At 65.3% G+C, this 13918-nt stretch carries 13 protein-coding genes, 1 tRNA gene and 1 riboswitch; of the genes, 5 read left to right on the plus strand and 9 right to left on the minus strand.

Features of this window, described 5'->3' with window-relative positions:
- Positions 1-193 precede the first annotated feature (193 nt).
- The 4 genes from KBY67_RS06750 to KBY67_RS06765 form a co-directional block, all read right to left on the minus strand.
- Positions 194-400, minus strand: coding sequence for a hypothetical protein (locus tag KBY67_RS06750; RefSeq protein ID WP_255110071.1), 207 nt, complete (start codon positions 398-400; stop codon positions 194-196).
- Complete coding sequence (locus KBY67_RS06755) at positions 400-1341, minus strand: sigma-70 family RNA polymerase sigma factor (RefSeq protein ID WP_255110073.1); 942 nt, start codon at positions 1339-1341, stop codon at positions 400-402. Before KBY67_RS06755 ends, KBY67_RS06750 begins: the two co-directional genes overlap by 1 nt.
- 1659 nt (positions 1342-3000) lie before the next feature.
- On the minus strand, positions 3001-5958 hold the full coding sequence (gene ileS, locus KBY67_RS06760; RefSeq protein ID WP_255110135.1) for an isoleucine--tRNA ligase: 2958 nt from the start codon (positions 5956-5958) through the stop codon (positions 3001-3003).
- 102 nt (positions 5959-6060) lie between these two features.
- Positions 6061-6699: a Ycf66 family protein gene (locus tag KBY67_RS06765; protein ID WP_255110075.1), complete on the minus strand. Its 639-nt coding sequence runs from the start codon at positions 6697-6699 to the stop codon at positions 6061-6063.
- Positions 6700-6753: 54 nt separating this feature from the next.
- Here KBY67_RS06765 and KBY67_RS06770 point away from each other — a divergent pair.
- A tRNA-Leu gene (locus KBY67_RS06770) sits at positions 6754-6835 on the plus strand.
- Between the two features lie 8 nt (positions 6836-6843).
- On the opposite strand, the gene KBY67_RS06775 is transcribed toward KBY67_RS06770, so the two are convergent.
- Positions 6844-7458, minus strand: a complete 615-nt coding sequence (locus tag KBY67_RS06775; protein WP_255110077.1) for a HupE/UreJ family protein — start codon at positions 7456-7458, stop codon at positions 6844-6846.
- Between the two features lie 24 nt (positions 7459-7482).
- A riboswitch (cobalamin riboswitch) is annotated at positions 7483-7655 on the minus strand.
- A 127-nt stretch (positions 7656-7782) separates the two neighbouring features.
- Between KBY67_RS06775 and KBY67_RS06780 the strand changes: the two genes are divergently transcribed.
- Positions 7783-7965: a hypothetical protein gene (locus tag KBY67_RS06780; protein ID WP_255110079.1), complete on the plus strand. Its 183-nt coding sequence runs from the start codon at positions 7783-7785 to the stop codon at positions 7963-7965.
- On the opposite strand, the gene KBY67_RS06785 is transcribed toward KBY67_RS06780, so the two are convergent.
- The 4 genes from KBY67_RS06785 to KBY67_RS06800 all read right to left on the minus strand — a co-directional run bounded on the left by KBY67_RS06785 (position 7926) and on the right by KBY67_RS06800 (position 11225).
- Positions 7926-9053, minus strand: a complete 1128-nt coding sequence (locus KBY67_RS06785; protein ID WP_255110081.1) for an alanine/ornithine racemase family PLP-dependent enzyme — start codon at positions 9051-9053, stop codon at positions 7926-7928. The genes KBY67_RS06780 and KBY67_RS06785 overlap by 40 nt on opposite strands.
- Positions 9050-10141: a DUF1611 domain-containing protein gene (locus KBY67_RS06790; protein WP_255110083.1), complete on the minus strand. Its 1092-nt coding sequence runs from the start codon at positions 10139-10141 to the stop codon at positions 9050-9052. Before KBY67_RS06790 ends, KBY67_RS06785 begins: the two co-directional genes overlap by 4 nt.
- 166 nt (positions 10142-10307) lie before the next feature.
- Entirely contained in the window at positions 10308-10961 is a 654-nt protein-coding gene (locus tag KBY67_RS06795; RefSeq protein ID WP_255110086.1) for a ParB-like protein, read from the minus strand.
- 12 nt (positions 10962-10973) lie between these two features.
- Positions 10974-11225, minus strand: coding sequence for a Nif11-like leader peptide family natural product precursor (locus KBY67_RS06800; RefSeq protein ID WP_255110088.1), 252 nt, complete (start codon positions 11223-11225; stop codon positions 10974-10976).
- A gap of 209 nt (positions 11226-11434) precedes the next feature.
- On the opposite strand from KBY67_RS06800, the gene pstS reads away from it, so the two are divergent.
- The 3 genes from pstS (at position 11435) to KBY67_RS06815 (ending at position 13916) form a co-directional block, all read left to right on the plus strand.
- Positions 11435-12415: a phosphate ABC transporter substrate-binding protein PstS gene (gene pstS, locus KBY67_RS06805; protein WP_255110090.1), complete on the plus strand. Its 981-nt coding sequence runs from the start codon at positions 11435-11437 to the stop codon at positions 12413-12415.
- A gap of 126 nt (positions 12416-12541) precedes the next feature.
- Positions 12542-13177, plus strand: coding sequence for a Crp/Fnr family transcriptional regulator (locus KBY67_RS06810; protein WP_255110092.1), 636 nt, complete (start codon positions 12542-12544; stop codon positions 13175-13177).
- Between the two features lie 34 nt (positions 13178-13211).
- Positions 13212-13916 (plus strand): response regulator transcription factor, encoded by a 705-nt coding sequence (locus KBY67_RS06815; RefSeq protein ID WP_255110094.1) that lies wholly within the window; start codon positions 13212-13214, stop codon positions 13914-13916.
- The last annotated feature ends 2 nt before the right edge of the window (positions 13917-13918 follow it).

Here is a 13918-nt window from a genome sequence, read left to right on the forward strand (position 1 = left end):
CCCTCTCGCCGCTAAGTATCACGGCACCGGGCTCGGTCAAGCGTCATCAGAGCAGAGCATCAGGCCTTCCTGGACAACTTTTAACAGGGGGTGTGAGGTGTTAGATCCCCGACGGCCATCGCTACGCCCATGATCAAAAGAAGCCATCAGCGCCGGGCCATGCGGTGGTTGCGATTGAGTCTGTATAACCTTGTTAGCGAGCAGCCTGGAGGTTCGGGCATGGGGCGTTCCAGAGCTTCAGCAGTTTGAGCGCTTGATCGATTTCCCCTCCGGACTTCAGTTGATTTATCGACAACTGAATCCGTTCGCAGTCGACCTGTTTTTCAAGCCGGACTCGTTGCGCCCTGAGATCCTGCAGTTCCCGTTCTGCCTGCTGACGCTTGGCCTCCTGCTGGACCATCACAGCCTGGCGCTGGCTCGCTCCCGCTTCAGTGTTGGCAGCGTCCGGCCAGTTGCCGGCTGGTGGCGGCATCCATCTCCCTGAGCTGTAGGTGTGAGTTGACGGCGCAGCTTGCGCAGGACTCTCTGTTCAAGACTCTGCACCTGACCCTTGCTCATCCCCATCGAGCCGGCCACCTCGGCATAGGAACGGCTCTCCTCAGTGCCAAAGCGAAGCTGGAGTAGATGCTTTTCACGACTATCGAGAGCTTGAACATGTCTAAGAAGCCATTGATAGTCGTCATTGGGTGTTAGGCTCTTTTCGTCGCGGATTAGATCCATCAGGCATGTATCCTCACCCATGATTCCAGCCTTTTGGTCGAGTGACGTGGTGCGGCACTGCCGTACAGTGCGTAATGAATTCCCCACACGTCGTTCTGATTCTCCGAGACGAACCGCCATGATGCGGGTGGAGAGAGCCTGGTCGGAGGAGGCTTGCAGATGTTCAGCACGGAAGGCGAGATTGAGTATCGTCTTTGGAATCCTGATGCCGTGGCCACCTTCACGCATGGCCTGCGTGACCGCCTCGCGAATCCACCAGAAGGCATAGGTGGAAAATTTGTAGCCGCGGGTGGGATCGAACAGTTCAACTGCTCGGATCAATCCAAGATTGCCGGCCTGCAGAAGGTCAAGCATCTCTAGTTGGAGGCTGCCGATCCGGTCCTTATACTTGAGGCCGATCAGCGCCACCAGCCTGAGGTTGGCGGATACCATGCGGCTCTTGGCCCCGGTGCCACCTTTGATCAGAGCCTTTGGTGGATTGGCATGGTTGAGCCACTCCTGCACGAGTCCGGCCAGATGCAGTTCTTCATCAGGAGCCAACAGTGGAGTGCGTTTGATCCGTCTCAGATAGTCGTTGAGACCATCGCCGGCAGCGTTCCTGCTCGGACGAGTTTTATGCATATTCCCTCAGAAGAGTTGGTCTCGTTGGCTTCTATTTGTTAGGCGTTTTATTCACTTATTCATGCTAGAACGCATCCACTGGACCCGAGGATGGCAGACAGCTTGTCAGCATGTTTATGTGATACATGCGCTTTCCTTGCCTCCGGCTTGCTGGCTTGATGAAGGTGCGCAGACCATTGCTGGTTGGCTCCCAAAGGGAGCGGATCTTTGCACCAACCCAGTGGAACGACCCAGCGCGGCTCCTGTGTTGCTGATGTGTTCCTGCTGGCGAAGACCCATCAGAAGCGATTCCTCTTCCCCATTCAGTCCATGCCATTGAGCTGGGATGCCCTCTGCTGTCCTCTCCCCTGAGCTAGCTACCCGCTTCTTTTAGACTGAACCGCCCATCAAGCCGTCCTCGACGTCTGTAGTGATTCCGCAATCATTGTAGGCCGATGCTGGCGGGAATCCCGGATCTTGCAGCCATTCCACCAGCAGACGTCGAACCTGGCTGGCTGAGGCCAAGGGCGATAGAGCTGATGTGATGGCAGAGTCTGCCAGAATCTCTTGCTGGAGATCTTCCAGAGCGCAAGAGATGACTCGATGCAATACATAACTCCTGGAATCGAGTTCACCGAGTTGACTGCGTCGTCTTTCTGTCATCATTCAGGAGAAATTCAGAGCTTAGGCAGCAGAGTGACTTGTAGTGCAGTGCTGGCGAGTGAATCTCTAGGCAGCGAGGCCCACTCGGAGTTTCAAGTTGTGAGGTCTGGTCAGGCCATGGTCACGAGATTGTCTGAAACAATGACTTTCATGGGAGTGGAGCAAATCTTGTGCCCATATCTGGAAGGGGCGTAGTCGACCGCTGTACGGAGGGTTTCCAGGTAAACAGTCAGAGTGCCCTCAACACTGGTTCCCAAGGCTTCCGCAACGTGCTGTATCACGTCGACAGTCCCTGGAGAAAGACTGAGTTCAACGATTAGTTTATCCATGCCGTTTTCTTCCCTTCCTCTTCAGGATAGTCAGAGAGATGTGAGAGGGATATCGTCGATCTGCCGTCGATTCGAGGCTGATCTGCGGGGTGTTCGGCTCAGGTATGCCGATTCTGAGCACTGTTGCGTTTTGGCCAGGCATGAATGGGGGTTGCCCCCTACTGTCTGCGGCCGCGATAGCCGCCAGCCTGGTCCATGCCTCGCTGCTGGCATGCCATCAAGGCGCAACAGCGTTAGGTTGAGTCTGTAAGGGGTGCGGTCCCATTGATGCTCAATTGGCCCGCCCTGCTGGTCGCACGCAATGACCGATCGTTTCTTTTGATGGAGTCAAGGAGAGGAAGCGACCATGAGAAGTGAGCATCGAGTTTCCTCTGCTTTCCGCTCTCCCGTACGCATCAGTATCACCATCCCAGACAGCGTTCATGAGGGATTGGCTCAGATTGCCAACGAACAAGGGCGATCCCCTTAGCAATCTGGCGGCCTATCTGCTGGAGTGGGCCCTCTCAGAAGAACAGAACTGCCAGTTGATTCTTCATCAGATTTCATCAGAGGGGCGCCCCTCACCTGCTGGACTGCCGATGCACCAGCCGTCTTCTCAAGGTCAGGACACCCAGCCTGATCGGGATTGACCACGGGATCCAAGCCCTGGCTCCAGACTGGGACCGCATCAAGCCCTGACCAGCCCCTCTCAGGCGTCAAGCACGGCCACGCAGCGGCCGCAGAGGCTGGGGTGGGAGGCATGGGAGCCGATGTCGGTTTCCATGTGCCAGCAGCGCTCGCATTTGCGGCCTTCGGCGCGGGCGATCCGCACAGTGATGCCCCCTTCGCTGGCTTCAGCCAGCGGATCAGCCAGGGCTGGAGCGCCGTCTTTGCGCAGCTCCAGCTTCGAGACGATCAGCCAGTCGGCCAGGTTGTCCACGGAGGGATGGGGGCTGCCCTGCAGTAGCTCCAGCGCGGCGTCGAGGGCTGCGGCGCGATCGCCGTTCCCCAGTTCCAGCTCCACCCGGGCCTCCAGGGAGGCCCCCAGATCAGCGGTGGTGCGGCAGCTCTCCAGCTGGCGGTTCACCTGCCCGCGCAGCTCCAGTAGCGGCCGCAGCGGCTCCACCAGGGCCGCCTCACCCCAGGTGGCCGGCGCGGTAGGCCAGCCCCGCTCGAATACCGAGCGCTCCGTCACCGGATAGGGCAGGTTCTGCCAGATGTCTTCGGCCATGTGGCAGAGCACCGGCGCGATCAGGCCCGCGAGCCGCTCCACCACCAGGGCCAGCACTGTCTGGCAGCTGCGGCGGCGGAAGTCGCTGGCCCCGCTCACGTACAGCCGGTCCTTGGCGATGTCGAGGTAGACGTTGGAGAGATCCACCACGCAGAAGTTCTGCAGGGCCTGGAAGAAGCGGTAGAACTCGTAGCGCTCGAAATCGGCGCTCACCACCTCGATCAAACTGGCGGTGCGCTCCAGCATCCAGCGGTCCAGCAGCGGCAGATCGGCGATCTCCACCGCATCACCCCCTTCGGCCGCCGGCCTTGGGTCGAAGTCGTGGAGGTTGCCCAGCAGGTAGCGGGCCGTGTTGCGCACCTTGCGGGTCACATCGGCCAGCTGCCTGACGATGCCCGGCCCCAGCGGCACATCGGCGGAATAATCCACGGAACTCACCCACAGGCGCAGCACATCGGCGCCGTAGGGGGGCTGCTGCTTCTCGTTCTTGCCGCCCTCCACCAGCACGGCTGGATCGACCACATTGCCCAGGGATTTGCTCATCTTGCGACCCTTCTCATCGAGGGTGAAGCCGTGGGTGAGCACCCGCCTGTAGGGGGCCTGGCCGTTGACGGCGACGGAGGTGAGCAGGCTGCTCTGGAACCAGCCCCGGTGCTGGTCGGAGCCCTCCAGGTAGAGATCGGCGGGATAGTTCAGTGGTGGAGTCTCAGCGGTCGCTGACGCGTCCCCGGAGGCCTCGTCGCCAGAATCTGCTGCCTGATCTGCTCCCGTGCCCAGGCCCCCCAGCACTCCTGCCCAGGAGGAGCCGGAATCGAACCACACGTCCATCGTGTCGGTGCCCTTGCGCCACTGGGCCGCTTCGGCGGCGAGGGATGGCGGCAGCAGCTCGGCCTCGTCCTTCTCCCACCACACATCGGAGCCGTGCTCGGCGATCAGGGCCTCCACGTGGGCGAGGGTGCCGGCATTGAGCAGGGTCTCGCCGCTGTCTCGGTGGTAAAAAACGGGGATGGGCACGCCCCAGGTGCGCTGGCGGCTGATGCACCAGTCGCCGCGGTCGCGCACCATCGCCTCGATGCGGTTGCGGCCGCTGGCGGGCAGCCAGTCGACGGCGGCGATGGCCTCGAGGGCCTGGGCGCGGAAGCCCTCCACCGAGGCGAACCACTGCTCGGTGGCGCGGAAGATCGTCGGTTTCTTGGTGCGCCAGTCGTAGGGGTAGCGGTGCTCGTAGGGCTCATGGCGCAGCAGGGCGCCGGCGGCCTCGAGGGCGGAGATGATGGCCGGGTTGGCGTCCTTGAGCACATTGAGGCCGGCGAAGGGGCCGGCTTCGGCTGTGAGGGTGCCGGCTTCATCCACCGGGCAGAGCACGGGCAGGCCGGCCTTGCGGCCGGTGATGAAATCGTCGACCCCGTGGCCCGGTGCCGTGTGCACTAGGCCGGTGCCCGCTTCGGTGGTGATGTAATCGCCGCCGATCACCACCGGGCTGGTGCGATCGAGGAGGGGATGGCGGTACTGGGCCCCCTCCAGTTCCGCGCCCCTGAGGCTGAGCAGGGGTTCGAGCTCCAGCTGCAGGCTGCTGCGCAGGCTCTCCACCAGCTCGGCGGCCACGATCAGGTGGCGGCTGGTGCGATAGCCGTTGGCTCCTTGATCGCCCACGCGGCAGAGGGCGTACTCCAGGGAGGCGTTCACCGAAACCGCCAGGTTGGCGGGCAGGGTCCAGGGGGTGGTGGTCCAGATCGCCACCGCCAGATCGCCTTCAGCCGGCGTGGTGGCCGCTTCGGCAGTAGTGAGGCCAAGGGCGGTGAGTCGGGCGCCGAGCCCTCCGGGTAGGGCCACCACCGGGAAGGCCACGTAGACGCTGGGGGAGGTGTGGCCGTCGGGGTACTCCAGTTCCGCCTCGGCCAGGGCGGTGCGGGAGCTGGGGCTCCAGTGCACCGGCTTCAGGCCCCGGTAGATGTGGCCGGCGAGCACCATGCGGCCGAACACACCGATCTGGGCGGCCTCATAGGCCTTGTTCAAGGTCAGGTAGGGCTGCTCCCAGTCGGCCCAGATACCCCAGCGCCTGAAGCCCGCCTTCTGGCCCTCCACCTGCTCGAGGGCATAGGCGTGGGCACGGCGGCGCAGGTCGATCGGCGTGAGCGCGGAGCGCTCGGCACTGGAGAGGCTCTGCAGCACCTTGAGCTCGATCGGCAGCCCATGGCAGTCCCAGCCCGGCACGAAGCGGGCCCGCCGGCCGCGCAGCAGGGCGTACTTGTTGAGGATGTCCTTGAGGATCTTGTTGAGGGCGTGGCCCACGTGCAGGGGCCCATTGGCGTAGGGAGGGCCGTCGTGGAGGGTGAACACCTCGCCGGGATTGCCGCGGCTGAGCCGCTGGTAGAGGTCGAGCTCCGCCCAGAACGCCTGCAGCTCCGGCTCACGGGTTTTGGCGTTCGCCCGCATCGAGAAGGGCGTCTGCAGCAGGTTGAGGGTGTCCTTGTAGGAGACCGGGCTGACTGTCACGGCTCCGGGAGGGCAGCAAGGGCGAATTATCGACCCCAGCCCTCAGGGTCTGTCGTCGTCATCGGTCGTCGGCTCGGCGCCGGCTTCCCCAACGGCGGCTGCAGCGGCGTCCGCCGCTGGCCCCTGAACTGAATCCACCACTGGGGAAGCGTCTGGGCTCTGTGCACCTGCCTGCTCGACCAGCTGCTCGATTTCGGCGAACGACTCCACGGTGGTCACGTTGGTGTCGCTGGCTTCGGGCTCGGGACGCACCCAGCGCTTGCCGCTGGTCTGGACCTTGGCGCTGGCTTCGCGCCGCTCTTTGAGCCAGGTGCTCAGGACCCCCAACTTGGATCCCGCCAGGGCGATCAGCCCCATCAGGGCGGCGCTGAGTTGTTGCAGGCTGGTGCGCCAGCGCTCCACGCCGGTGAGGCGTACCTGCTCTTCGCGACTGAGCTGGCGCCAGCGGCCCAGGCTCACCTCCGTGCTCAGCCGGCCGATCAGCAGGCCGCCGCAGAGCACGGCCAGCATCGGGGCCCCGCTGAGGCGCTCGGCGCTGGTGACCAGCACCAGGCCCAGCACCAGCACCAGGGCGCCCCATACTGAATCGCGGGGGCGGCTGAGCTCGGGCACCAGCAGCGGCAGCAGCAGCACCAGCAGACCGGCAAGAAGTGCCAGGGATCCACCGAGGGTGGCGAGCATGGCGACGGAAGCGGCGGTGCGGCCATTCTGAGCCGCTCGATAGAGTTGGGTTACGCCCACCTGGCGGAATTGGTAGACGCGCTGGTTTTAGGTACCAGTGGCTTCGGTCGTGGGGGTTCAAGTCCCCCGGTGGGCATCGCTGAATCAGCGCAGTTGCAGGGCCAGTGGTGCGAAGGCCACCAGGCCGCCGCCGAGGGCCAGGGCCACTGCCAGCCTGGTTGTGACGCTGCAGGGGAGACGGCGCAGCACCAGCACCGTGCCACCGCTCACCAGCAGCGAGCCCACGAAGGCCCCCAGCCACCAGGAGAGGGAGTTGTGATCACTGGGTGCTTCCAGCCCGTGCAGCATGGCGTGCACGGCCACGGCGGCGGCCACCAGGCCCCCCCAGAGGCTGAGCCGTGGGCTGGACCCCTGGCGCTCGGCCCAGAGGATTGAGCCGGCCACGACGGTGATGGCCAGGGCCGCCAGAAGCTCCGCGAAGGGCAGGCTACCGCCCATCGCTCCGAACACGCCACCGGCCACGGCGCCCGCCAGGGCCCAGAGCAGCAGGGTGGAGGAGATGGCGGCGGAGGCGGCGCCCACACCGATCAACAGCAGCAGGTGGTCGAGGCCGGTGAGGGGGTGCAGGAAGCCAGAGCCGATGCCCCCATGGGCGAAGCCATGGGCCTGGGCCGGCTGGGCGGCCAGGGCAAAGGCCACAGCGGCCAGGCCGCCGTAGAGGGCGAGGGAGGTGGTGCTGGTGCTGGGAGCTCGGTTCATCGTGGGGGAACGGTCCGCGCCGGTGGGTTGGGGAACTGAGACGGCGAGCGTTCTGACTGAAGGGACGCCCAGGGGGAACCCAATCACAGCTGCGGGACAGTGCCGGATTCGACGGGGCCAGAAGGGCCCCACCACACCGGTCTTTCCTCGTTGCCTCCAGGGTGTGAGCCACTGGAACCGTCGGTTGCATTCTGAACCTTGCTGGCCGGCCTGGCTGTTCCTGGCCTGATCGGCCTGTGCGCCGGCGTCTGCCGTGTTCGCTGGCACTGACCTTGGCCATGCAGCGCACAGTCGACAACGGGCTTGCTGCCTAGCTTCCGAGCCATGGACACGTCTTTGACTAACGCTCACGGCGCCGCCCCTGAGCCGATCCCGTTGCTCCCCCTCGGGGTCTGCATCGATGAGCCCTGGGCTTCGGGGCAACGCAAGCGCTACCTGGCCAGCCTGGACCCGGCCCTCGGTACCGCTCAGGCCTGGACCCCCGCAGGGCTGGAGGCCAACCGCTGACGGCCCTCCGCCGTTGCCTGGATCGGGGCCTCGATCAGGGTTTGGGCCACGAAGGGTGAGGTCATCGCCCGCAGCAGGGCGCTGTAGTTGAGATCGAAGCCCAGCTCCGCTCCCACCGCCACGGCCACGGAGCCGGTGTCGAGCACCAGATGGTCACTGCTGGCCCCCAGCAGGGTCATGCCCGCCGGCAGCGTGAGCCCTGCGGCATCCACATCCTGAAGGCCCAGGGCCACCAATGCCCGCCAGCGCTCGCCCCGATCAACCCGGGCGGGCGGGGCGCCGAAGGCTCCCTGCTGGCATTGGCCCCAGGGCAGGGTGGGTTTGAGATTGGCTTCGATCACCTCGGCCACCAGGCGGAAGGCATCGGTGCGCAGACCAGGAATCGGGCGGCGCTGCAGCGGTTCGCGGCCCAGCAGGATCGCCTCGCCGAGGCGCAGATTGTTGATCCTCCCCGGCGTCCCTCCGGTAAACAGCCAGGGGAGATTGGCGGAGTTTCCGCCCGACACCAGCGGCAGCACGAGGCCGAAGCGGGTCTCCAGACCCGTGGCCAACGACGAGAGCTGGGCCATCGAGGCCTGGGAGGGCACCACGCCGTTCTGACAGGCCAGGTTGGCGCCGATGCCGATCAGGTCCAGGCCGGGCAGGCGCAGCAGGCCCGCCGCAATCCCCTCCAGCCGCTCCGGCAGGATCCCCTCGCGTAGATCGCCCAGCTCCACCATCAGCACCACACCGTGGCGATGGTCCTGATCGATCGCCGCCGCCGAGAGCAGGTCCAACACCGCCGGCTCGGTGTTCAGACTGATGTCGGCCTGGGCCACCACCTGGGCCACCTGGCTGGGCATGGGCGAGCGAATCAGGGTCAGTGGCAGGGTCAGGCCGCTGCGCCGCAGGGCCGCCAGGGTTTCGATGCGCGGCTCGCCGATCCCACTCACCCCGGCCGCCGCCAGCACCGCCGCCACCTGGGGCAGCCCCAGGGTGGCTTTGGTGATGGCCGTGAGGGACACCCCCCTGGCGGTGAGGCGAGCCACCAGGCTGCGGGCGTTGTGGGCGATGCGGTCGAGGTGGATCTCCAGCCTCGGGGCGCTCAAGAGCCGAGGCGGGCGGCTGTGGGTTGCAGCTCGGGGAAGGCGCCGACCACCATGTCCACCAGGCGTTGCGGGGAGCGCTTGAGGGCATCGGTGGCGGGCAGACCCAGCTCGATCCCGTAGAGGGCGATTGCTGCGGTCACTTCCGCTTCGCCCATGCCTTCGTGGTTGAGGCAGAGACCGATCACCCGTGTGGAGGCGAAGGTCTCGATCAGGGCGATCTCGCTGGCCGGCGTTGGCATCGGGATCTGGGGGAAATCGCTCAGCCAGTGGCGCATCGGCGCGTGCTGCAGGAGCACGGCCTGGGGCTGCGATCCCCGCAGGATGTAGGCCGAGCTGAGGTAGGCCGGGTGACTGAGCGCCCCCTGGCCTTCGATCACGATCACCTCTGGATGCTCCGCCTCCCAGGCCTCCACCACCGCGGCCTCCACTTCGCCGGAGGCGTACTGGCAGGGAATCGCATCGAGGGCGAGGCCATGGCGGGCCCCCTGCATCAGTCCGGTCTGGCCGGTGCCCACCATCACCGCCTTGATGCCGGCGTCGTTGAGGGCCCGGGTGAGGATCACGGCCGTGGTGCGTTTCCCCACCGCCCCATCCGTGCCGAGCACGGCGATGCGGCGGCAGGGAAGAGAGGAGATACGGCCGCTGAACATGCGCAGATCGCTCAGGCTCGGTGGCCGCCGGATGTCGCTGATGCTGACGTGGTGATCCGCCGCCGTCCTGGCGAATTCGGCATCGTCGTTGAGGAATTCGTGCAGCCCATTGATCAGATGCAAGCCGGCGCGGATGGCGCTCAGCAACACGTGCTTCTGCTCAGGTACGAGCCTGCCGCTGGCCGGAGCCATGCCGACGATCATCAGATCGGCCTTGCCCCCGCACTGGGCCAGGGCCTCGCTGAGATTGGCGCAGACGGGAATGCCCCGGGCCACGCCATCGAGCACCATGCCGGCATCGTTGCCGGCCATCTGGCTGTCGATCACCGCCAGAATGCGGTAGGCCTCTGAATGGCGCACCAGGCCATTGGCGGTCTTGCCGTCAATGCGGCCGAAGTTGCCTTCGCAATAAATGATCGCCGTGGGATTCGGCGGCAAGCCAACTCCCGCTCGTAGAGGGTTGGTCATTCGATGGCACTCCTGATATCGGGCTCAGAGGAGGCGACCGAATGGTCCGCTCGGACCAGATCGAAGCGGGGATACCAGCGGTCTCCGCTAAGTGTGGCGAGCTGCTCCAGCCTAGGGCAGCCCTCAGAACAGCGGCTCAGCCCTTCCAGCCGGCCAGGCGTGAGGCCGCCGCGGAGCGGGCCAGGGCGCGGGCCGCCGGCAGCGCCGGCCCCAGGCAAAGGGAGCTGAAGGGCGGCAGGCAACGGCTGCGCAGCCAGGCCCCCCAGCGGAATTCATGGAAGGGGATCAGCGGTGCCGGCGCGATCACCCGCTCCTGCTTCAGCTTCCAGACCAGGCTGCGGTAGGGGTCGTCTTCGAGCTCCAGCAGGCTCTGGGGCAGCCGCTCGGGCGGCCAGGGGCCTTGGCCGCGGCCGTCGTGCAGGTAGAGCCAGCCACGCTCGGCCAACGCCTCCAGCACCAGCTGCGGGTGGTCGTGGGGCAGTTGCAGCACCACATAACCGAAAGCGGTGGCCTCGGGCTCGATCTCCAGCAGGCTGCGCAGGCGGTGATGGCGGTCCACCATCCAGTGGGTGCCGGATCGGGCCCGCACCAAGGGCACAGGTTTGCGCCTGAGGTAGCGCCGCCGTTCCTTGCGCGACTCAGCGGCGAACTCAGCCTGGCGCTGGCGGATCTCGGCCAGGCCGATGCAGAGCTGCGTGGGCCGGAGCTCGGCCACCGCCACCTCCACCAGGCTGTCCGGCCCCTCGGGTGGCGGCGGCAGGGGGTCGTAGGGGGAGAGTGGCAGCACCATGGCGACGATGGCTCAGCGCAGCTGATCGCGCTTCAGGTGAACCCGGATCAGCTTTTCATCCATCAGCCCCAGCCGGGCCGTGGGGGCTTCGTTGCAGCGGTTGAACAGTTCCACCAAGGCAGCGGCTGAGAAGCTGTGCCCCCGCTCCTGAGCCAGCCGCGCCACGTCCTCGGCTGACTCCACCAGATTCAGCGCTTCGCGCAACTCCCCGTCGGAGTTGATTTGGGCGAGAAAAGCAAAGATGTCGTCGCGGTCCTGGCTCATGACCTGCAGTGGATTCGGCCGTTCCACTCTCCACCCCGGCAGGCGGTTGACCGCCCGACGGTCGGGGGTTTCATCGGCTTGGGCGGTCTGTGGCGACGACAGGCTACCCCTGAGAATGAATCCAGATCTTGAAGCAAGCTTAACCAGGCCATAAATTGTGCGGGGTGGGCTCGTTGCTATGCAGTAATCGCCCCCCTTTGGCGCTTGTGATGACCTTCGCGAAGAAGGCCTTTGTCTTCAGTGTTCTGACCGCGCTTGGTGCTGGTGCCGCCGCTACGGCTCAAAACACCCTCAACGGTGCGGGAGCCACCTTCCCCTCTCCCTTCTACCAACGGGCCTTCTCTGATCTGGCCAGTGGCGGTGGCCCTCAGGTCAATTATCAGTCGGTTGGCTCCGGAGCCGGCGTGCGCCAGTTCATTGCCGGCACGGTTGATTTCGGTGCCACTGATGAGCCGATCGGCTCTGCCGATGCCGCCAAGGTGAAGCGGGGTGTGGTGCAACTTCCCACAGTGGGCGGCACGATTGCCATCGCTTACAACAAGCCGGGTTGCGCTCTCAAGCTCACCCAGAAGCAGGCGGCTGAGGTCTTCTTGGGGGTGATCAGCGACTGGAAGCAACTCAAGTGTGCCCCCGGCAAGATCACCGTGGTGCATCGCTCCGATGGCTCCGGCACCACCTTCGCTTTCACCAACTCCCTCTCCGCCTTCTCGCCGGCTTGGAAGAGCAAGGTGGGTGAGGGCAAATCGGTGAAGTGGCCCGTGGGTGTGGGCGGCAAGGGTAATGAGGGCGTCGCCGGTGTGGTTCAGAACACCCCGGGTTCCATCGGTTACCTCAATCAGGCTTTCGTCAAGGGACCGATCAAGGCGGCAGCCCTGCAGAACAGGGCGGGCAAGTTCGTGATGCCCAACCTGAAGAGTGGTGCGGCGGCCCTGAACAACATCCGCCTCAACGCCAGCCTCGCCGGCGAAGATCCCAATCCCGCCGGTGCTGACAGCTACCCCATCGCCACCCTCACCTGGGTGCTGGCGTACAAGAGCGGCAATGGTGCCAAAGCTCCGCGCATTCGCCAGGCGATTGCCTTCCTGCTGAGCCCCAAGGCCCAGGGCAAAGCCGATGACCTCGGTTATGTCCCCCTGCGCGGCACGGTGCTCAATTCGGCCAAGAAGGCCGTAGGCAACATCGGCTCCTGAGGCCATGGCCCCTTGGGGCCCGGGGGGCGGTGAATCCTTAGTCAAGGGTTAACCGCCCCCTTCTCTTGTCTTTGCTTTCCTGTCGGTCGTCGTCCATACACTCCGTGGTGTCAGCGGAGATAGGCCATGGTTTCAACTCCCTTTCGCGATGCGGGCCGCAGCGATGCGATCCGTGAGGTACTGGAAACCAGTTACCGGCAGCGGCAGCTCCTGCACATCGGCGCCGGCAGCGCGGTTCCGCTACTGAAGAACACCATCTGGCTGGTGGTGCGCGGCATGGTCAAACTCGAAGCCGTGACCATCCACGGCGATCCGCTGCTGCTCGGCCTGGCCGGCCCGAATGAGCCCTTCGGTGAACCCCTCACCAACGTTCAGGCCTATGAGGCCTGCACCCTCACCGATTCCGACCTGCTCTGCCTCACCTGTGCCGAGATCGAGCAGGCGCCCCATCTGGCCATGGCGGTGATGCAGGCCGTGATCAGCCGTCACCGCCAGGCGGAAACCCTGCTCTCCCTGCTGGGGCTGCGGCGGGTGGAGGAGCGGGTGCGCGGTTTCCTGGAACTGCTGGCCCAGGACTACGGCCAGGCCTGCGAAGACGGTCTGCGCCTCAACCTGCGCCTCACCCATCAGGAGCTGGCCAGTGCCCTCTCCACCACCCGCGTCACGGTCACGCGGGTCATCGGCTTGCTGCGCGATGAGGGCTGGCTCAAGATCGATGGCCAGCGCCATCTGGTGATCAGCCACCTGCCTCGGATGGCCTAATTTGAGTGTTCAGCTCGCGGGCTCGGACGATCCCATGCCCCGCCTGCTCATCGTTGATGACGACGACGGCATCCGCCACACGCTTGAAGAGGCACTGGCACAGGAGGGATTTGAGGTGGCCTGCGCCGCCGATGGTCGGCAGGCGATTCAGCAGATTGATGCGTCCCAGCGCCAGGGTTCAGCCAGCTTCGATCTGGTGTTGCTGGATCTGATGCTGCCCGGGGTCGGCGGCCTGGATGTGTGCCGTCATCTGCGCCGCGGTGATGCCCACACGCCGATCCTGATGGTGAGCGCCCGCGACACGGAAACGGATCGGGTGCTGGGGCTGGAGCTGGGCGCCGACGACTACCTGGTCAAGCCATTCGGGCTGCGCGAGCTGGTGGCCCGCTGCCGCGCCCTTCTGCGCCGCAGCCAGCAGACCCTGGAGCGCTTCCCTGTCGGCGAGATCATTCACCATGGGGAGCTGAGTCTTTTCCCCGATGAGTTCCGTATCACCCGCGGGGGGGCAACGGTGAACCTCTCCCCGAAGGAATACCGGCTGGCGGAGTTCTTCATGCAGAACCCGGGCCGCGTCTGGAGCCGCAACCAGTTGATCGATCAGGTCTGGGGCACCGACTACGTGGTCGACACCAAGACCGTGGATGTGCACATCCGCTGGCTGCGGGAGAAGCTCGAGGTCAATCCCTCAGCGCCCGAGCACATCCTCACGGTGCGGGGCTTCGGCTACCGCTTCGGTTGAGC

Origin of the sequence: Synechococcus sp. RedBA-s (genome assembly GCF_024345495.1) — a bacterium.
In the GTDB taxonomy this organism is placed as follows: Bacteria; Cyanobacteriota; Cyanobacteriia; order PCC-6307; family Cyanobiaceae; genus Regnicoccus_A.

Excerpts from the sequence above, each read along its gene's own strand:
- KBY67_RS06750 (WP_255110071.1), bottom strand. The coding sequence starts at position 400 with ATGGTCCAGCAGGAGGCCAAGCGTCAGCAGGCAGAACGGGAACTGCAG.
- KBY67_RS06755 (WP_255110073.1), bottom strand. The coding sequence starts at position 1,341 with ATGCATAAAACTCGTCCGAGCAGGAACGCTGCCGGCGATGGTCTCAAC.
- ileS (WP_255110135.1), bottom strand. The coding sequence starts at position 5,958 with ATGCGGGCGAACGCCAAAACCCGTGAGCCGGAGCTGCAGGCGTTCTGG.
- KBY67_RS06765 (WP_255110075.1), bottom strand. The coding sequence starts at position 6,699 with ATGCTCGCCACCCTCGGTGGATCCCTGGCACTTCTTGCCGGTCTGCTG.
- KBY67_RS06775 (WP_255110077.1), bottom strand. The coding sequence starts at position 7,458 with ATGAACCGAGCTCCCAGCACCAGCACCACCTCCCTCGCCCTCTACGGC.
- KBY67_RS06780 (WP_255110079.1), top strand. The coding sequence starts at position 7,783 with ATGGACACGTCTTTGACTAACGCTCACGGCGCCGCCCCTGAGCCGATC.
- KBY67_RS06795 (WP_255110086.1), bottom strand. The coding sequence starts at position 10,961 with ATGGTGCTGCCACTCTCCCCCTACGACCCCCTGCCGCCGCCACCCGAG.
- KBY67_RS06800 (WP_255110088.1), bottom strand. The coding sequence starts at position 11,225 with ATGAGCCAGGACCGCGACGACATCTTTGCTTTTCTCGCCCAAATCAAC.
- pstS (WP_255110090.1), top strand. The coding sequence starts at position 11,435 with ATGACCTTCGCGAAGAAGGCCTTTGTCTTCAGTGTTCTGACCGCGCTT.
- KBY67_RS06810 (WP_255110092.1), top strand. The coding sequence starts at position 12,542 with ATGGTTTCAACTCCCTTTCGCGATGCGGGCCGCAGCGATGCGATCCGT.
- KBY67_RS06815 (WP_255110094.1), top strand. The coding sequence starts at position 13,212 with ATGCCCCGCCTGCTCATCGTTGATGACGACGACGGCATCCGCCACACG.